Here is a 17,950-nt window from a genome sequence, read left to right on the forward strand (position 1 = left end):
AACCGTTTTCATTTTATAGTGAAACAAAAGAGTAAAAAGTTTTGTTTTTTACCGCAGGTTCCGGAAAAATCATGTTTTATACAGAGACAATTCACCTTTGATTGACGTCAAAACACCAACCGTTTTTAAACGATTGGTGTCGGCAGCGAAAACCTGCTGTTACAGCCAAAATGTTTCGCCAAGCGCTAATGCTTTCAGGTTTTCAGGAGGTAATGCAAGCCGATCCCACTCGCCGTGCAGTCTGCTTAATGCTTCCGGGCCTGTATCATCAGCAAGCCGGAATGCCCCGTAATGCATGGGAATGAAGCTGTCAGCCTTCAGCTCCAAAAACGCTTTTACGGCGTCTTCCGGATTGATATGTGACACTTGCATAAACCATTCCGGTTCGTATGCTCCGATCGGCATCAGAGCCGCCTTAATACGAAACCTCTCTCCGATTTCTTTAAAGCCTTCAAAATAGCCTGTATCTCCTGCAAAATAGATGGACTCGCCGTTTTTGCTTTCTATGACCCAGCCTCCCCAATGAGAGGTATCGGTATCCCAAAGCGTTCTCCGTGTCCAGTGCTGGGCCGGAACAAATGATATGTTCACCCCCCGCAGCTCAAAACGATCCCACCAATTCATTTCATGAACCTTTTTGCGGCCTTTTTTGTTGAACAGCTTTTTCAATCCCGCAGGCACGTAAAAATCCGGGTTTCCTCTCAGTTTTTTTATACTCGGAAAATCAAGATGGTCATAATGCCCGTGTGAAATGAGCACGGCATCAATGTCAGGCAGTTCGCTCAATTCATATCCCGGCTCTGTCAACCGTTTTTGAAAACCCATCCTCCGCGCCCATACAGGGTCGGTCATTATGTTAAGCCCCTGTATTTGGATCAGAAATGAAGAATGGCCGATCCATGTTATGGCGGTTTCCGTCCGATTGACGGCAACATCACGGACATCCCTTGTGACCGCTTTCGGAATGTTCTCGCTTAAGTCTTTACTTTTTTCTCTTCGTTCTTTCATCCATTTCCACATGTCCCTGAATCCATGTTCATTCTTCACGCCATTCAAGTTTTCATATCTTTTTTTCATTATCATTCTCCCTTGACACGTGTTCCATTAGATTCATCGGACATTTATACAATGTCTGTAAATACCGCCCCGCTTGCTTTGGCCAAATCTTGAGGCGCTGCTTTCAGCTGCATTCCGATTTTCCCCGCACTGACAATCATAAACTCCAGTGTTTCAGCGGATCTATCAATAAAAGTCGGAAACCTTTTTTTCATGCCGATCGGAGAGCAGCCGCCGCGCATATAGCCGGTTACTCCCAAAAGGTCCTTCATGGCAATCATTTCTATTTTCTTCTCACCTGCCGCCTTCGCAGCTTTTTTCAGATTCAGTTCTTTTGCAACGGGAACGACAAAGACGTAATAACGATCAGTACCTGCAGATGCCACTAAGGTTTTATAAACATATTCGGCAGCGTATCCGATTTTTTGTGAAACAGAAAGACCGTCTGCGGGCTGTCCCCCTTCTGTTTTGTAACCTAATAGCTCATAGGGAATGTTTTGCTGCTCAATGATACGGACAGCATTTGTTTTCACTGTTTTTTTCGCCATGGTTTTCCTCCGTTTTTGTATTTCTTTCTGCTTTATTTTCAACTTCGATTTTAATAAAATGACCGCTCAGTTGCGTGCTTTGTAATACTCAAGTGCAAACTGTTTAAAACGCTCAGCAGCGGGAGAGAGTGAATGGTTTTTCAGCTGGGCTAACGCTATGGTGCGTTCGCATTGGTAATCTGCAACCGGTAGAAAAACGACCGGAAAGTATGAATGCTCCGCGGTTTTCGGCAGCACTGCAGCCCCCAGACCCGCGGCGGTCAGTCCTAATATGGTTGACACTTCCTCTCCTTCAAATGCGAGATGCGGGTGTATATTCAAATCCCGGCACATCAGATCAAACATATACCTCAGCCCGTATCCCGGTTTAAAACCCACAAAATCCTCGTCCTGCATCTCTTTCATTTGAATGCTTTTATTTCCTGCAAGCGGGTGGTTCTCAGGTAGCACCGCATAAAGAGGCTCTTTCTCCAGCACTGTCCATTGTAAAAGCTCGCTGGGAAGCGGCGGGGAGCTGAGACAGATATCCGCATCTCCCGTTTCCACCATTTTGCGAAGCGTTTCATTTGCGCCTTGATAAAGCCGGAAGGTCACGTTTGGGTATAGCTTTTTAAATTCGGCAATCAGCTGAGGCATTAAGCGCAGCCCGAGCGTATGAAGAAAAGATACAGATATTTCGCCGTGCTCCAGGCTCATATTCTTTTTCACTTGTTCAACGCCTTCATTTAAAGCTCGTCTCGCTTGTTTTGCTTTTATTAAGAACTGCTCTCCGTGCCTTGTCAGCCGGACGGCTTTTGTCTCTCTGTAAAATAACGGCGCGCCTAATTCTTCTTCGAGCCTGATAATCGATCGGCTTAATGCCGGCTGAGAAATCATTCTTTCTTTTGCCGCATTTGTGAAATGCTGATGAGTTGCCGCCGCAATGAAGTTGTCAATTTGATGAAGCTCCATTTTCTCCTTCTCCCCTTTCTTCATAACCTACACGCATTAATTCTATAGTTATTATAAATTAGACACATTGAAATGAAAAGCGTACGATACATATATAACCAACAGTGAGAAAAGAGGGACATTCATGACGTTTATTCAGCCTCATACAAAGGCTTACAGAAAGGCCAGCTTGGCTCTGTTTATCAGCGGCTTTGTGACCTTCGCCACGCTTTACACGACACAGCCGCTTCTGCCTTTGTTTTCGGAAGAGTTTCATATTTCCGCTGCGGCTGCCAGCTTAACTTTATCCATCTCAACAGCCGTTTTGGCATTTTCATTATTGGCCGCCGCTTCGTTGTCTGACGGATTCGGCAGAAAAAAATTAATGGTGCTGTCGTTAACAGCTACTTCTGTTTTAGGTCTATTAACAGCGTTCAGTCCGGCTTTTCCCGCGCTTTTGGCGATGAGAGCGCTGCTCGGTATTTTCCTGGCAGGCGTTCCGGCTGTCGCTATGACATATGTAGGCGAGGAGTTTGATCCGAAGGGCCTCGGGAAAATGATGGGCTTGTATATCAGCGGCACAAGCATCGGGGGAATGAGCGGCAGGCTGTTAACGGGGCTTCTGACCGATGTATTCGGCTGGCGGCCGGCGCTTGCCATCATCGGCATTCTTTCTATTGTATTAAGCTATTTGTTTTGGCGTTTTCTTCCGGCTCCGCGCCATTCATCTCAGCGGCATGCGGGCGTAAAAGCGGCATGTAAGGAATACGGAGCGGTCCTGCACCGCAAACGGCTGCTTTTGTTAATATCTCTGGGATTTATATTAATGGGGAGTTTTGTGACATTATATAATTATATCGGCTTTCATTTAATGGCGGCTCCTTATCATTTGTCGCAGACTGTGATCGGTTTTATTTTTATTGTCTATCTCGCGGGGACGTTCAGCTCTGTCTATATGGGGAAAAAAGCAGATCTTTTCGGAAGCGCGAAAATGATTAAGATTGCGATTTTTGTTATGCTTGCCGGCGCAGCGGTGACACTTTTGCCCCAGCTTGCGCTCAAAATCGCGGGGATTGCCGTCTTTACCTTCGGCTTTTTCGGCGCGCATTCGATCGCAAGCGCCTGGGTCGGCCGCGCAGCCGGTGATCATCGTGCGCAAGCCTCTTCATTATATCTGCTTGCATACTATATCGGTTCAAGCGTGGCAGGGTCTTGCGGCGGTTTCTTTTGGACGCATTTTCATTGGATCGGTATCATTTCATTTATTTCGGTTTTGCTATTGCTGTCTTATCCGGTTTTATTTCTGGCGGAATTCAGAAAAAAGGGACATAGCCGCCTGCATGTAAATCAATAAAAACATTAAAGATTTGTGCCTTTTGTCCGATACTAAAGATAAGGCCGGCACGATACTCCCTATAACTATTCCTTTTGATTCAGTAGATTTCAAATATCGTGCCGGCTTTCTTCAATTAAAAAACATTCTTCAGTTGTCTCACTCTTCTGTTACATACCTGCCCAAACATCTTTCGCATATCTTCCTTCCGCCTGCAGCTGTTCAAGCCACTCCAAGGAAACTTTTGAATCGGTGTTATGCACCTTTTCATACGCCTGAAGCAGTACATTTTCGACAGCCGGAGCCATTTTGCTTCCGTCACCGCATATATAGAGATGGCCGCCTTGGTCAAGAAGGGCAATAATTTGTGCAGCCTCGCGAAGCAGGGCATCCTGTACATATACTTTACAGTCCTGATCTAACCTGGAATACGCCCGATGCACGGTGACAAGACCGTTTTTCTCCGCATGGTCGAATTCATCTTTGTACAGATCGTCTTCTTCAGGATGCCTGCAGCCGAAGTATAAATGAGCTTCACCCAGGCTGTTACCGGACATTTTTTCGGCAGCCCGCGCCTGGATAAATCCCCTGAACGGCGCAATTCCTGTGCCTGCTCCGACCATAATGAGAGGCGTTTTCGGATTTTCAGGCAATGCGAAACCCGACTGCGGCGAGCGGATGAAACAGACGGCAGAATCGCCTTTTTGTAATCCGGCTAAATAGTTCGAAGCCACGCCCCGGTATTCCCCACGGCCGCTCCATGCCGGAGCCGTCACAACGCCGACCGTGATACTGAGCTCCCCGCTGGCTGCCTTCGGTGAGCTTGAGATTGAATAATAGCGCACCTTTAAGGACGGCAGAAGTTCTAAAAAGCGCTCAAACGGCAGTTCACATGCGGGATAATCTTCCAGCAGGTCCAGCATGGTCATTCGTTTTTTCAGCACGTTTTCTTTATATGCCGCATCATCAGAATAAAGATGCTCCAATTCTTTTTGGTGCGGCGGGCACACGGTATGTGCGGCAAGTTCGCGAAGCTGGGCTCTCGTTGCCGGCTCCTGCAGCTCTACATAGGACGCCAAAAGCTCCGGCGCATTAACCGGCCGGTCCATCGGCAGATGAGGCAGCTGCCGGCCCTTGATCTTAAAGTGCTGGTTCGGATCAAGACCGAATCGGCGAATGACACGGCTGATCAGTTCCCCGCTGTTTTGCGGAAGCACCCCGAGATGATCTCCTTCCTGATACGTTTCTGTTTCAGGGAGACGCAGCTCAATATGCCGGACTGAGCGCTTGCTGCTTTCGGTATGAAGCTCTTTGTTCGTGATGACCTCTGCCTCAAATGCTTTGTACGTTTTGGCAATCGGCGTCTCGGCTGCTTCACTTACGTATTCGATTGATAGCTGTGATTTGTTTGTCTGTTTTGGAGCGGCCTCTATATGAAAAGCCTTCATGATGTCCTTCCAGAATGAGTCTTCCCAGGCTTCCTGACTGTACTCAAAATCATCGGCATTGTCGCCCTCTCCGATAGAGGTCAGCCGTTTTGCCCCTTTTTCTTCAAGCACTTTGTCTATCAGGCGGGGGATCCTTTGGTAAGTGGCGGCCCAGTTGCGGTCTCCGCAGCCGAAGACGGCGTAAGAAACACCCTTTAATTCCTGATCTTCAAGGGTTTCCATCCATTTCACAAAACCCGCCGCATTATCAGGCGGCGCCCCGTTATAAGAAGCCGTAACAATAACGACCGCGCCTTTTACAGGCAGTTTCCCGGCATAATCATCGAGCGGGCCGGTTTCAGTTGAAAATCCTTTGCTTCTTCCGATATCAGCCAGCTCTTCCGCGATTCCTTCCGCAGTTCCTAAATTTGATCCGTAAAGAATGAGAAGCGGCGTTCCGTGGGACGGGATTTCTTTCGTTTCTTCTTTGTGGCCGCTGCCTTCAGCTTTTTGGCTTTGTACGGGCTGATGATTGGACACGTCCTTGTTTTTCACACGGATTTTAAAATCACCGGGCTTAATGGTTAGAGCTTCTTTAATCGTAAGCTCATAATCAGTATGATCAATCAGTTCAAAGTGTTTCAGGACAAGGCCGAGCACCATTGTCGCTTCCTGCAGGGCAAACTGCATCCCGATGCATGCGCGCTGTCCGTTTCCGAACGGCTTATACGCATCTGCCGGAATGGCCGCGGGATCACTGAACCTTTCCGGACGGAATGACTCGGCATCTTCTCCCCACGCGCTTTTATCCCGGTGCAGCTGCGGAGTCAGAATCGTCACCGGCTGTCCCTTCGCAATCGGATATTTCCCGCCGAGAACCGTATCTTCTTTCGCGTACAGAGAAAATGCCGGGGCAGTCGGATACAGCCGCAAAGTCTCGTTTAGCACCATGCGGATATATGTCAGCTGCTGAATCTGCTTATATTCAGGGGTCTCTCCCGTCAGCACCCGCTCGGCTTCCTGAACGGCTTTTTTCAATTTATCTTTATTTTTCAGCAGGCAGTATATCGCAAAAGAAAGCAGCCCGCTTGTGGTTTCATGCCCAGCGATCAAAAAGGTAATGATTTGATAACGGATATTTTCATCATCCAGCCTTTCCCCTGTTACAGGGTCTTTCGCTTCAAGCATCAATGCTAAAAGGTCAGACAGATTCTCATCCGGATTTTCCCTCCGCTCAGCGATGATCCGGTCTACAAGCGAATTCATCTCTTCAATATCCTGCTGGAACTGATGTCTCGTTTTGATCATCAGCTTGTCCTGCAGGCTGTGTCTTTGTGATTGGCGCATTGCCTCCTGCAGCGCACGAAGCATACTTGTGATAAAAGGATGCTGTGTGTCGCGGTAAAAGCTGTTAAAGCGGTAATGAAATCCGCACAGGCCGATTGTATCCAGCGTCAGGCGCGTCATATCTTCGGCAACGTCAATTTCTTCATTCGGATTTAATCTGCTCCACTTCTGCACGAGCTGCATGGCAATATCCAGCATCATTGAATGATAGCCTTTCATCGCCTTCTGGCTGAAGCTCGGCAATAAAATCCGATGCGCTTTCTGCCAATTCTTTTCGTGAGTCCAGCTCGTAAATAGTCCGTCACCGCCAAACTCACGGACTTTCAGCAGGGCTTTGCTGAGATTTTTGTCAAATCGCTTTTCATCACAGACTTCTGCCGCGAGCTCGCGGCCTGATACGAAGACCCCGACAGAGCTCGGAAATTCAAAACGAAAGATCGGGCCGTATTCTTCGGCAATTTTCCAAAGCGATTGTGACAGTTTTTCTTTTTCCAAGTGAGGGAGATTTTTCAGAGGCCCGTATGTTTTCGGCTGCGGTATAGCGCTTAGCTGTTTCATATCGATCTTCCTTCCTTCGGCGAATAATTAATGAGTTCTGATGGCATCCCAAGAACATTGCTCCAATTCTTTCAGAAACGGTTTTGTTATTTCGACGCTTCCCGTCCGGACAAGCTGATAGAGTTTGAGATATGCCCCGAGCAGCAGCGCCATCAGCACATTGGACGGCAGATTGCGGAGCACGCCTTCAGACTTGCCGCGCTGAAAAAAGACGTCAAGCATCTGTGTTATTTCATCAAGAAGCTTACGGCTCGTTTCATTCAGAAAGTAGGCGTCCTTATTCGTTTCAAGAAAAAACAATGCATACTCACTTTCCTTCGTAAAATCAATCAGACAATAAAACAGGTGATGAAACCCTTCTCTTACAGATATCCCCTGAAAGTCCGTTTTGACTTTTTTCATAAAACGCTGCGCACTTTCCTGATACAGTACGTTCACAAGTGTCTCTTTACTGTCAAAGTAACGGTAAATTGTGCCGGTTCCGACATCGGCCTGAGCGGCAATCATCGGAATCGTCGTGGCGTCAAATCCTCTATCTGTAAACAAAGTAAGCGACGCTTTCATAATGAGTTCAACCTTATTTGAAGCTGTCATTTCATCCCCCTTTCTAAATGCGGAATGAATATTCATTCCGTTTGTTCAAAATATTTAAAATGTACGGTCATCTGATTACCATTGTATAAGAAAAAAACTTTTTTTAATATAAAATATATGTGAAATAACCAAAAATAAGGAAATATGCCCAATTTCACAAAAAGAGCTGCAGTGACTTAAGCAGCTCTTTTTATTTCCCAAGAAATATTCTATTTAATGGCAGTAATAAAATGGAATGAATCTCTGCTGACAACTGAAATGTCTCTGAAATGCTGATCATAGAGCACCTCAATCACATCCTTTTCACTCATCCGCGAAGGTTTCAAAACCATATAGAAACACCCGTCAATTTGAAGAACGCGGTACACTTCTTTACATGCCGTGCGGTAATCGCTGACTGTTTCAGCAGTATGTAACGAGAAGACTTTATGAAAACTGCGGTCGCGGAACGGTATGCTTTCCGGCCTCCCCTGCTGAATGTTTCCGAGCCCGGCTTTTATAACCGAACGGTTTGCGCGCTGTGTTTTCCGTATTTTACGTTTCGATGTTTCTATGCTTTTAAGACTGCCCTTTTCAAGCTGTCCGATGATTTGTTTAAACATTGAGCCGTTTCCGGTCCCGATTTCCAAAATGCGGTCGTATTCCTGTATGTCCATCAAGATTTGCTGAATGACTGACTCTGCCGGTTCTGATGCAGCAAAGTATTTCGCGCGCATTCGTTTTAATGCTGAAGATGTATGTTGCAACATTGTATAACACCCGCTTTTCCATTCCTGTGATTTATTATTCAGAAATAATATTACCTCGTATTAGTATGAGGTACTAACTAGACGCACTTCTCTTCATGAACGTTTCGATTTATTTGAAATTTATATTTGTTTTCATAAAAAAAAGACGGAAAACGTAGGTTTTCCGCCTGCTCTAGTACCAATAATACGGTGCTATATATCTTGTCTGCCGGGAAAGCGCCGCCATTCTCTGCCGGCGATACGGGTTGCCGTAGCCGTGTTTAAATGAATGGGGCATTGACGCATACCCGTGCCCGATGGATGGAATTCTGTTCTGACCGCCTTGCATGCTATCACCCGCTTACCAATTTTTCTTTCTTTACCATGGTATGCAGGCCGTCTGCGACGTGACAGCAACATCCTCGCTAAACCTGGTCCTTCTCCATTGTGTAATGATTCAGCAGTTCAATTCTGAACATGATAATCTCCTCCTTCTCCTCCGTTTTGGCCCTTCGTGTCCGTTCAGTTCATATAAAAGTGTTTCAGCTGGCGTTCTTTCGCTTCATTATAAAACTCTTCGACCTGCTGTTCTCGTTCATACTCTTCCGCACTTTTAAAACGCTTTGAAATGGTCAGTGTTAAAAAGAAAAGATTAATGGTCATTATCGCTCACCCCCTTTCAATATCCGCACAAGCGAAAATAACCCGCAGCAAAGTTCATATGCGCTGCGGGCAGACTAAATCCGCAGACAAAAGAAGACTGTGCTTCTTTCCCTGCGGGGAGCTGCGAATGTCCTGATACTCCGAAATTAACGTGCTTGACAGGCAGAGGTTAAGGAAGGACACGAACTCTTCCACAGGCTGAATCGGTTCAATTGTAGATTTTGATTGCCGTTTAACGTCGTCATGTGATTCAACCTCCCTTTGCTTTTTTCTTACTTTGTAAGTATATCCATCAACTTCCATTTTGTAAACATTTTTTTCAAGATTTGGACGGAAAATGTGCTGGCATTCCGCTTCAATTGTCCATGTTTTCCGGCATCTTTCTTACCTCAGGAAACTCTTTTCATCCCTTGCTTTTTCTGATCTTTTTTTGAATATGCAATAAAATAAATAAGGCCGACAAACACTGCCCCGCCGATGACATTCCCGATAAAGGCCGGAATGAGATTGCCAATCAGATCACCCCACGAAAAAGAGCCTGCAAATATCGCAGCCGGGATGATAAACATATTGGCTACAACGTGCTGAAAACCAATTGCGACAAACGCCATAATCGGAAACCATATACCCGCGATTTTTCCGGCTCCGTCTTCTGCGCCGAAAGAAAGCCAGACGGCCAAACAGACAAGCCAGTTACAGCCGATCGCCGAAACAATGACTTTTCCAAACGGCATATCCAATTTGCCTTGTGCGACCGCAATTGTTTTTTCCAAGTAAGGTCCTGTTTCGGTTAATCCGACAACATGTCCGAAAAAGTAAGCGACAAACAGTGCGCCGACAAGATTCATCAACGTCACGATCACCCAATTTTTCACTAATGCACCGGCGGATATTCTTCTGGAAAACAGCGCCATGGATACCGACATCATATTTCCCGTAATCAGCTCCGCGCCGGCAAGAACGACGAGCACCAATCCGATGGGAAACACGGACGCCCCGATTAAACTCGACAGGCTTCCCCATTCTTTCGGAAGGTCGCCGATGACACGGATATCAAGCAAATAACCGAGTGCGATAAACGCTCCTCCCAAAAATCCTAATACAATCAGTGCTGAAAGCGGTGAATGCACCTTTTTTACCCCTGATTCGACCGCAAGCTCCGCTATTTCGTCCGGTTTACGAAAAGCCATAATAACCCCTCCATTTATCATTTCAGCCCGCAGTTTCCAAAGACGCCTAACAAAAAAGGCAGCATTCAACTAACCCGTCTGAAAAAACGGGGTTTGAATGCTGCCTAACTTGTATGCATACCCATACAACAATATCAAGCAGAATGAAAATATGCGGTATAGAATATGTACAGATCATGCACACATTCCATAAAAAATCGTCCTTAGGCCACTGCTGGCAGTTCATATCATATCAAATGTGACAATTTCGTGTCAATTGAATATTGTCAGCTTTTGATTTCTTCTTTATGCTCTTCAATTGAGCGGTCAAAGACAAACACCGATACAGCAATATTTTCCTCTATTTTAATATCTGAAAACAGATGCACAAGCTTTGCTCCGATGAGCTCTTCCATTCCGTCAGGCGTTTGTTTTGAATACAGTTCCTGAATTAAGCTGGTTCGCGCCGCATGAACCATTTCTCTTCCTTCAGGCGTGCGTGCGATAAACTGCTCACTTGCGCTTAGATTGCCGTAAAGCGTAGATACCGCCATGTTATCCACAAAAACGGTGTGAATTCGTTCAGGCCCCTTTCCAAATAATTCTTTGCGCAATTTCCGGATAATATCGTTAAATTCATGAATTTTTTTAGACATATTGACCCCTCCGATTTTAGCCTATGAAAGACATTCCCGGTTCCCCTTTGTGACATTTCACCTGGTTAAAGTTTTCCTTTCGTATTGTATTATAATAAATATCATCTTATAATAAAAGCAGTGAAGATGGATTTGTAATAGGAAACGTGTTATGAGTCTATCGTTTTATACAAATAGGATTGGTCTGTTAGTAAGACTTGCTAGTGAACTATTCCGCCATGCGTATTTATACCGTTCTCCGGACAGGAGGCCGGTATCTATGTGCATGGCTTTTTTTCGAGTTTAAAAGATGGAGGGGAATTGGAAGTGACAGACGTTCAGTCTATCCGTGTCAAAATTGACGGCACGGAGTATGAAGCACCAGAGGGGTCTAAGATTTTAGATATTTTAAACCAAAACGGAATTGAGATTCCGCAAATATGCCATGTACCGGAAGTGGATCCGATTCAAACATGTGACACCTGTATTGTTGAAGTAAACGGGAAATTGCAGCGCTCTTGTTCCACGGCTGCAGAAAACGGGATGTCCATCTCGCTTACGTCGGGAAGGGTAAAAGAGGCTCAGACAGAGGCCATGGACCGCCTGCTCGAGAATCACCTGCTTTACTGTACGGTATGCGATAACAACAACGGCAATTGCACACTGCATAATACAGCGGAAATGATGGGAATTGAGCATCAGAAATATCCGTATACGCCGAAAGATGATTCAAAGTGCGCGGTTGATATGTCTCACCCGTTTTACCGCTATGATCCGAACCAATGCATCGCCTGCGGCCAATGTGTGGAAGTGTGTCAAAACCTTCAGGTGAATGAGACCCTTTCAATTGATTGGGAGCGCGACCGCCCGCGGGTCATTTGGGATGAAGGCGTCGCCATTAATGAATCTTCCTGCGTCAGCTGCGGCCAGTGTGTCACTGTCTGTCCTTGTAACGCACTGATGGAAAAATCAATGCTCGGCCAAGCCGGATTTATGACAGGAATAAAAGAAGATGTCATGGAACCGATGATTGATTTAGTGAAAAATGTTGAACCCGACTATACAAGCATCTTCGCCGTGTCTGAAGTGGAAGCGGCTATGCGCGATAAACGGACGAAAAAAACAAAAACAGTCTGCACGTTCTGCGGCGTCGGATGCTCTTTTGAAGTATGGACAAAAGGACGTGACATCCTTAAAATTCAGCCTGTTTCCGATGCTCCGGTTAACGCGATTTCCACTTGTGTGAAAGGGAAATTCGGCTGGGACTTCGTGAATTCGGAAGAACGGATTACAAAACCGCTTATCCGGAAAAACGGCGCATTTGTTGAATCGTCATGGGAAGAAGCTCTTGATCTTGTCGCTTCAAGACTCGGTTCGATCAAGGCCGAACACGGAAATGGTTCTGTCGGTTTTATTTCTTCTTCTAAAATTACGAATGAAGACAACTATGTCATCCAAAAATTAGCGCGCCAAGTATTTGAAACCAACAACGTGGATAACTGCTCACGCTACTGCCAGTCACCGGCAACGGACGGCTTATTCCGCACCGTCGGTATGGGCGGAGACGCCGGCACAATTAAAGATATCGCAAAAGCGGGCCTCGTGCTCATCGTCGGCGCCAATCCGGCGGAAGGACATCCGGTTCTGGCCACACGCGTGAAACGCGCCCATAAACTGCACGGCCAAAAACTGATTGTTGCCGATCTGCGCAGAAATGAAATGGCTGAACGGTCCGACCTCTTTATCAGCCCGAAACAAGGGACTGACCAGGTCTGGCTCATGGCAGTAACGAAATATATGATTGACCAAGGCTGGCACGATCAAGCGTTTATTGATGAAAATGTCAACTACTTTGATGATTATAAAGAAACGCTGGAAAAATACACATTGGAATATGCGGAGCGCATCACCGGACTTTCTCAGAATACGATCATCCGCATTGCCGAAATGATTCGTGATGCAGACGGCACTTGTGTTCTTTGGGGCATGGGCGTTACTCAAAATACAGGCGGCTCTGATACATCAGCGGCGATTTCCAACCTGCTGCTTGCCACAGGAAACTACCGCCGTCCGGGCGCCGGAGCCTATCCGCTGCGGGGACATAACAACGTTCAAGGCGCTTGCGATATGGGAACTCTTCCAGGCTGGCTTCCGGGGTATCAGCATATTACCGATGATGCGGCACGCGCTAAATTCGAAAAAGCTTACGGTGTTGAAATTGACGGCAAGCCGGGTCTTGATAATATCGAAATGCTCCATGCGATTGAAGAAGGAAACATGAAAGCCATGTATCTCGTCGGTGAAGATATGGCGCTCGTCGATTCAAACGCCAACCATGTTCATAACATTTTATCCAGCCTTGATTTCTTTGTTGTGCAGGATATTTTCCTTTCAAGAACGGCGCAATACGCGGATGTCATCCTGCCTGCGGTTCCATCTCTTGAAAAAGACGGAACATTTACAAACACAGAGCGGCGTGTGCAAAGATTGTATCAGGCGCTTCCGACACTCGGCGATGCAAAACCCGACTGGTGGATTATTCAGGAAGTCGCCAATCGTTTAGGCGCTGATTGGAATTACACGCATCCTAGCGACATTTTCTCAGAAATGGCGAGCCTTTCTCCGCTGTTCGGAAAAGCAAGTTATGACGTTCTTAGCGGCTGGAACAGCTTCTTGTGGGGAAGCTTTACGGGAGAAAGCACTCCGCTTCTTTATGAAGACGGCTTTAACTTCCCGGACAAAAAAGCCCGTTTTGCGCTGAGCGATTGGGTGGAGCCTGCTGTATTCCCTGAAGAATATGACCTGCATATTAACAACGGACGGATGCTTGAACATTTCCACGAAGGAAACATGACAAACAAGTCAAAAGGCATTCAGTCTAAAGTTCCGGATGTATTTGTTGAAGTATCGCCGGAGCTCGCGGCTGAACGCGGAATTTGCGACGGAACAATGATCCGGCTCGTCTCTCCTTTTGGGGCGGTTAAATTGAACGCGCTTGTGACAGACCGCGTCCGCGCAAATGAGCTTTATCTGCCGATGAACTCTACAGATAAAGATTCTGCGATTAATTTCCTGACCGGGCCTGCGTATGATTCACGGACACATACACCTGCCTATAAGCAGACAAAAGTCCGCATGGAAGTGCTTGGTTCCTGTGATACTCCGCCGCTTCCGAAAACAAATCCGCGGAACAAAAAACGTCATCCGCAAAACGGTGTGGAAGCTCAGCGAAAATGGAACCGTCCGGGCTATGTGCACTTAACTGATTAAGGAAAGGAGGAAACATTATGGCAAGCCCAATTACTGAAATTCAAAAAGAAACGAAAACAGAGGAACAGCTGAAAGCTGAAAAACTGGAAGAACTGAAGACGCTTCTCGCAGAAAATGAAGAAGCTGTCGCGAAAACGATGTCCATCATGGCAGAGCTGAATGGCTTGGGCATTTTTGATGCCGCCGGCTATATGCTCCAGGCAAAAGAGGAGATTGCCAAAATCGCACTCGGACAGATTTCCCGGGAACCTGTCACCAATCTCCTAAATACGATGATGGCCGCGGGAGGCGCGCTGTCAAAAGCTGATCCCGAATTTATGGGCAGACTTTTAGAAAGCGCCATGGCCGGGACGGATCAGGCGCAAAGATTTTTAAAAGAGGACAGGAAAGTCAGTATGTTTGAACTGATGAAAGCCGTCGGTGATCCTGATATTAACCGCGCGCTCGGCTTCGGGCTGCAGTTTTTAAAAGGGATGGGAAAAGAATTACGCGAACCCCCGTCTGAATAAGAAACGAAAAAGCCATTGTCAAAAGACAATGGCTTTTTTTTATTCATCGGCCTCTTCCAGCCTCTTTTTATAAATAAGTGAACGGTCAACGCAGAAATAAGCGCCCGCTAAAAATACACAATCCGTTACAAACATCAGCATTTTCTGGCCCGCAGTCAGCCCTTGTCCGGGAAGAACCGCGCCGATATAAATGAAGGTGCTGACTGCAAGCAGAATAAATGCGTAATGCTTAAAATCTTCTATTAATGATTTCAGTCTTTTCTTCTCCATATAAGGTCACCTGCCAGTTTTATAGTCTACCAACATTATAATACAAGCTGACAGCCGACAGAGAATGTAAATCTATCCATTCTTTATAAAAGTGAATCAAGCGCCTGTTTCACATCCGCCGTTAAATCCTCAGTATCCTCAATACCGACCGAGATCCGCACGAGCCCGTCGGTAATGCCAAGCGCAAGCCGGCGGTCGCGCGGGATCGATGCGTGCGTCATTCTGGACGGCACGGAGATTAGGCTTTCAACCGCTCCTAAACTTTCCGCGATCGTAAACAGGTTCAATTTTTCTAAAAACGCGTCGACGCGTTCGCTGCTGCCGACATCAAAGGAAATCATTCCGCCGAAACCGGAGCTTTGCGCTTTTGTCAGCTCATGGCCCGGGTGTTTCGCTGATCCGGGATAGTAGAGCGTCTGAACGGCATCATGTGCTTCAAGCAGCTCGGCGATTTTTCCGGCGCTGTGATTGATGGCATCCATTCTGAGTCCCAGCGTTTTAATGCCTCTCATCAAAAGCCATGAATCCTGCGGTCCTAAAACGCCGCCCGTTGAGTTTTGCACATAATGAAGCTTTTCGCCCAGTTCTTTATCAGCCGTGACGACTAAGCCGCCGACGACATCACTGTGGCCGCCGAGATATTTTGTCGCGCTGTGCAGCACGATGTCCGCGCCGAAGCTGAGCGGCTGTTGGAAATACGGCGTGTAAAACGTATTATCGACGATAAGCAATACGCCCGCTTCTTTTGCGATGTCAGACATCAGTTTGAGGTCAGTCACTTTCAATAGTGGGTTTGTCGGTGTTTCGATATAAATGGCTTTCGTATTCGGACGGATGGCTTTTTGGACTTTTTCTTTGCTGCTCGTATCGACAAAGTCCGCTTCAATGCCGAAGCGGTTCAGCACGCCTGTCATCACGCGGTAAGTGCCGCCGTATACATCATCCGTCATAATAACATGATCGCCGCTGTCAAACAGCATCATGACGGCAGTAATCGCAGCCATGCCTGAGCCGAACGCATATCCTGCCGCGCCGCCTTCAAGCTCCGCAATTAAGCTTTCAAGCGCCGTCCGCGTCGGATTGGCCGTTCTTGAATATTCATAACCCGTGTGCTCGCCCGCTTTCGGCTGTTGGTACGTGCTTACTTGATAAATCGGTACGGAAACCGCTCCTGTTTTTTCATCTCCCGTAATCCCTCCGTGCACCATCAGCGTTTTTTTCTTCATCTTACTGACCTCCTTGAAAAATGTTTTTGCTTATATATCGATCGCTGCCGTCAGGGAAAATAGTGACGATATTTGATCCGGCGGGCGCTTTTTTCGCTTCTTCAAGCGCTGCATAAAGAGCCGCCCCTGAAGAGCTTCCGATTAAGAGGCCTTCTTTCTCAGCCGCTTCTCTGACAAGCGAAAACGCCGTATCGTCTTCCACCGTGTAAATGGCGTCAAAATGGTTCTCGTCCATATAATCCGGGATAAACTCCATGCCGATGCCTTCCGTTTTATGGGCATGCGGCTCTCCGCCATTCAGGATCGAGCCTTCCGGTTCAACGATCACCGTTTTGACGGCAGGATTTTTCTCCTTTAAATAAGCTGCCGTACCGGCAAAGGTGCCGCCGGAACCCGCTCCTGCGACAAAAGCGTGGATATCCCCGCCGAGCGCGTTCCATATTTCAGGTCCGATCGTTTTGTAGTAAGTCAATGGATTTACTCGGTTTTTAAATTGCAGAACGGCATAAGAATTATTAATCTCTCTCTCCAGTTCAAGCGCTTTTCGGATGGCTCCCTGCATGCCTTCTTCTCTCGGCGTATGCACGATGTCCGCTCCGAGAGCTTTCATAATTTGCTGCTTTTCTCTGCTGAAATGCTCCGGGACGCAAAAAATGGCGCGAAGCTGATGCTTTCTGGCGCACAGAGCGAGTCCGATCCCGGTGTTTCCGGCAGTCGCCTCAATGATAACGCCGCCCGGTTTCACCTTTCCCGTGCGAAGCGCATCTTCAATGAGCATCCCGCCCAGCCTGTCTTTAATGCTTCCGCCCGGATTCATCATCTCAAGCTTAGCATAAACCGCTGTTCCCTCCGGTATATCAAAATGCTTGAGACGGAGCAGCGGTGTATTTCCGATTAGTTCTGTAATATCTGTTATCACGTTCAATATATGTCCTCCTCCTGGAAAAGCGGAGGAGAACGAGAATCCCCCGCTTAGTGAATTCGTTTGATGACATTCAGGACAAGCTCAGTTGAATGAACGGCAGCCTGTTCTAAAAATTTATCAAATGAAACGTCAGATTCTTTTCCGGCAATATCAGATAAAGCTCTGATGACAACAAAAGGCGTTTTGAACTGGTGGCACACCTGTGCGACAGCCGCAGCTTCCATCTCAACCGCGTACAAATCCGCAAATTTGGCGCGTACGTCTTCAACCCGCTTCGGATCATTCATAAAAGAATCTCCCGTTGCGATTGTGCCTTTGGCGACTTGAATGCCGTTCAGTTCAGAAACCGCTTCCTCAGTAATACTGATCAGCTTTTCATCAGCTTTGTATGCTGCCGGAAGACCCGGCACCTGTCCGTATTCATAGTCAAACGCCGTCACATCCACGTCATGATGGCGGACATCTGTTGAGATGACGACGTCGCCTACATTCAATGTATGATGAAAACCGCCCGCTGAGCCTGTGTTAATCACATAATCAGGTTTGAAACGGTCAAGCAGAAGCGTCGTGCTGATCGCCGCGTTGACTTTCCCGATACCTGATTTCAGCAAGATGACTTCGACGCCTTCATAGCTGCCAGTTGTAAACTCACAGTGAGCGATCATCTCTTGTTTTGCGTCTTTCAGTTTGCTTCTTAAAATCGTAACTTCCTCTTCCATTGCTCCGATGACTGCCAGTTTCATTTATACACAATCCCTTCGA

The 17,950-nt window shown here is 46.9% G+C and carries 17 protein-coding genes; 3 read left to right on the forward strand and 14 right to left on the reverse strand.

The features are described from left to right. Positions 1–159 precede the first annotated feature (159 nt). From NYE68_RS14145 to NYE68_RS14155, 3 genes are all read right to left on the reverse strand, one after another. The gene (locus NYE68_RS14145; protein ID WP_256683594.1) at positions 160–1,077 is read right to left on the reverse strand and encodes an MBL fold metallo-hydrolase; all 918 of its coding nucleotides are present in this window, start codon (positions 1,075–1,077) and stop codon (positions 160–162) included. A 44-nt stretch (positions 1,078–1,121) separates the two neighbouring features. After that, positions 1,122–1,604, reverse strand: a complete 483-nt coding sequence (ybaK, locus tag NYE68_RS14150; protein ID WP_033574163.1) for a Cys-tRNA(Pro) deacylase — start codon at positions 1,602–1,604, stop codon at positions 1,122–1,124. Between the two features lie 66 nt (positions 1,605–1,670). Further along, positions 1,671–2,555, reverse strand: a complete 885-nt coding sequence (locus NYE68_RS14155) for a LysR family transcriptional regulator (protein WP_015417890.1) — start codon at positions 2,553–2,555, stop codon at positions 1,671–1,673. 124 nt (positions 2,556–2,679) lie between these two features. On the opposite strand from NYE68_RS14155, the gene NYE68_RS14160 reads away from it, so the two are divergent. Further along, positions 2,680–3,888 (forward strand): MFS transporter, encoded by a 1,209-nt coding sequence (locus tag NYE68_RS14160; RefSeq protein ID WP_015240270.1) that lies wholly within the window; start codon positions 2,680–2,682, stop codon positions 3,886–3,888. A gap of 149 nt (positions 3,889–4,037) precedes the next feature. On the opposite strand, the gene NYE68_RS14165 is transcribed toward NYE68_RS14160, so the two are convergent. From NYE68_RS14165 to NYE68_RS14195, 7 genes are all read right to left on the reverse strand, one after another. After that, the gene (locus NYE68_RS14165; RefSeq protein ID WP_324636625.1) at positions 4,038–7,199 is read right to left on the reverse strand and encodes a bifunctional cytochrome P450/NADPH--P450 reductase; all 3,162 of its coding nucleotides are present in this window, start codon (positions 7,197–7,199) and stop codon (positions 4,038–4,040) included. A gap of 27 nt (positions 7,200–7,226) precedes the next feature. Then, complete coding sequence (locus tag NYE68_RS14170) at positions 7,227–7,793, reverse strand: TetR/AcrR family transcriptional regulator (protein WP_014418456.1); 567 nt, start codon at positions 7,791–7,793, stop codon at positions 7,227–7,229. 209 nt (positions 7,794–8,002) lie between these two features. Beyond that, the gene (locus NYE68_RS14175) at positions 8,003–8,542 is read right to left on the reverse strand and encodes a methyltransferase domain-containing protein (protein ID WP_007408228.1); all 540 of its coding nucleotides are present in this window, start codon (positions 8,540–8,542) and stop codon (positions 8,003–8,005) included. A gap of 172 nt (positions 8,543–8,714) precedes the next feature. Next, the gene (locus NYE68_RS14180; protein WP_007408227.1) at positions 8,715–8,870 is read right to left on the reverse strand and encodes a hypothetical protein; all 156 of its coding nucleotides are present in this window, start codon (positions 8,868–8,870) and stop codon (positions 8,715–8,717) included. 173 nt (positions 8,871–9,043) lie between these two features. Beyond that, a complete protein-coding gene (locus NYE68_RS14185) occupies positions 9,044–9,184 on the reverse strand; it encodes a YrzI family small protein (protein ID WP_003152787.1) in 141 nt (46 codons plus the stop codon). A gap of 389 nt (positions 9,185–9,573) precedes the next feature. Beyond that, entirely contained in the window at positions 9,574–10,374 is an 801-nt protein-coding gene (locus tag NYE68_RS14190) for a formate/nitrite transporter family protein (protein ID WP_007408225.1), read from the reverse strand. A 266-nt stretch (positions 10,375–10,640) separates the two neighbouring features. Then, the gene (locus NYE68_RS14195) at positions 10,641–11,009 is read right to left on the reverse strand and encodes a DUF2294 domain-containing protein (RefSeq protein WP_007408224.1); all 369 of its coding nucleotides are present in this window, start codon (positions 11,007–11,009) and stop codon (positions 10,641–10,643) included. A 306-nt stretch (positions 11,010–11,315) separates the two neighbouring features. Between NYE68_RS14195 and fdhF the strand changes: the two genes are divergently transcribed. Continuing rightward, positions 11,316–14,258 carry a formate dehydrogenase subunit alpha gene (gene fdhF / locus NYE68_RS14200; RefSeq protein WP_100001722.1) on the forward strand — a complete coding sequence of 981 codons (2,943 nt, stop codon included), beginning with the start codon at positions 11,316–11,318 and terminating at the stop codon, positions 14,256–14,258. 17 nt (positions 14,259–14,275) lie between these two features. Then, positions 14,276–14,767: a DUF1641 domain-containing protein gene (locus NYE68_RS14205; RefSeq protein ID WP_085342221.1), complete on the forward strand. Its 492-nt coding sequence runs from the start codon at positions 14,276–14,278 to the stop codon at positions 14,765–14,767. A gap of 39 nt (positions 14,768–14,806) precedes the next feature. Here NYE68_RS14205 and NYE68_RS14210 read toward each other — a convergent pair whose 3' ends face one another. The 4 genes from NYE68_RS14210 to mtnN all read right to left on the reverse strand — a co-directional run bounded on the left by NYE68_RS14210 (position 14,807) and on the right by mtnN (position 17,931). Next, positions 14,807–15,037, reverse strand: a complete 231-nt coding sequence (locus NYE68_RS14210; protein WP_012118061.1) for a YrhC family protein — start codon at positions 15,035–15,037, stop codon at positions 14,807–14,809. Between the two features lie 83 nt (positions 15,038–15,120). Then, positions 15,121–16,263, reverse strand: a complete 1,143-nt coding sequence (locus NYE68_RS14215) for a bifunctional cystathionine gamma-lyase/homocysteine desulfhydrase (protein ID WP_032866647.1) — start codon at positions 16,261–16,263, stop codon at positions 15,121–15,123. A gap of 1 nt (position 16,264) precedes the next feature. Then, positions 16,265–17,188 carry an O-acetylserine dependent cystathionine beta-synthase gene (locus NYE68_RS14220; protein WP_032866645.1) on the reverse strand — a complete coding sequence of 308 codons (924 nt, stop codon included), beginning with the start codon at positions 17,186–17,188 and terminating at the stop codon, positions 16,265–16,267. Between the two features lie 47 nt (positions 17,189–17,235). Continuing rightward, the gene (gene mtnN, locus NYE68_RS14225; RefSeq protein WP_003152774.1) at positions 17,236–17,931 is read right to left on the reverse strand and encodes a 5'-methylthioadenosine/S-adenosylhomocysteine nucleosidase; all 696 of its coding nucleotides are present in this window, start codon (positions 17,929–17,931) and stop codon (positions 17,236–17,238) included. Positions 17,932–17,950 lie beyond the last annotated feature (19 nt).

The sequence above is a fragment of the Bacillus sp. FSL R5-0447 genome (genome assembly GCF_038606125.1).
GTDB lineage: Bacteria > Bacillota > Bacilli > Bacillales > Bacillaceae > Bacillus > Bacillus velezensis.

What these genes read in the sequence shown, in the direction of transcription:
- NYE68_RS14145 (WP_256683594.1), bottom strand. Translation starts at nt 1,077, where the DNA reads ATGAAAAAAAGATATGAAAACTTGAATGGCGTGAAGAATGAACATGGA.
- ybaK (WP_033574163.1), bottom strand. Translation starts at nt 1,604, where the DNA reads ATGGCGAAAAAAACAGTGAAAACAAATGCTGTCCGTATCATTGAGCAG.
- NYE68_RS14155 (WP_015417890.1), bottom strand. Translation starts at nt 2,555, where the DNA reads ATGGAGCTTCATCAAATTGACAACTTCATTGCGGCGGCAACTCATCAG.
- NYE68_RS14160 (WP_015240270.1), top strand. Translation starts at nt 2,680, where the DNA reads ATGACGTTTATTCAGCCTCATACAAAGGCTTACAGAAAGGCCAGCTTG.
- NYE68_RS14165 (WP_324636625.1), bottom strand. Translation starts at nt 7,199, where the DNA reads ATGAAACAGCTAAGCGCTATACCGCAGCCGAAAACATACGGGCCTCTG.
- NYE68_RS14170 (WP_014418456.1), bottom strand. Translation starts at nt 7,793, where the DNA reads ATGACAGCTTCAAATAAGGTTGAACTCATTATGAAAGCGTCGCTTACT.
- NYE68_RS14175 (WP_007408228.1), bottom strand. Translation starts at nt 8,542, where the DNA reads ATGTTGCAACATACATCTTCAGCATTAAAACGAATGCGCGCGAAATAC.
- NYE68_RS14180 (WP_007408227.1), bottom strand. Translation starts at nt 8,870, where the DNA reads ATGCAAGGCGGTCAGAACAGAATTCCATCCATCGGGCACGGGTATGCG.
- NYE68_RS14185 (WP_003152787.1), bottom strand. Translation starts at nt 9,184, where the DNA reads ATGACCATTAATCTTTTCTTTTTAACACTGACCATTTCAAAGCGTTTT.
- NYE68_RS14190 (WP_007408225.1), bottom strand. Translation starts at nt 10,374, where the DNA reads ATGGCTTTTCGTAAACCGGACGAAATAGCGGAGCTTGCGGTCGAATCA.
- NYE68_RS14195 (WP_007408224.1), bottom strand. Translation starts at nt 11,009, where the DNA reads ATGTCTAAAAAAATTCATGAATTTAACGATATTATCCGGAAATTGCGC.
- NYE68_RS14205 (WP_085342221.1), top strand. Translation starts at nt 14,276, where the DNA reads ATGGCAAGCCCAATTACTGAAATTCAAAAAGAAACGAAAACAGAGGAA.
- NYE68_RS14210 (WP_012118061.1), bottom strand. Translation starts at nt 15,037, where the DNA reads ATGGAGAAGAAAAGACTGAAATCATTAATAGAAGATTTTAAGCATTAC.
- NYE68_RS14215 (WP_032866647.1), bottom strand. Translation starts at nt 16,263, where the DNA reads ATGAAGAAAAAAACGCTGATGGTGCACGGAGGGATTACGGGAGATGAA.
- mtnN (WP_003152774.1), bottom strand. Translation starts at nt 17,931, where the DNA reads ATGAAACTGGCAGTCATCGGAGCAATGGAAGAGGAAGTTACGATTTTA.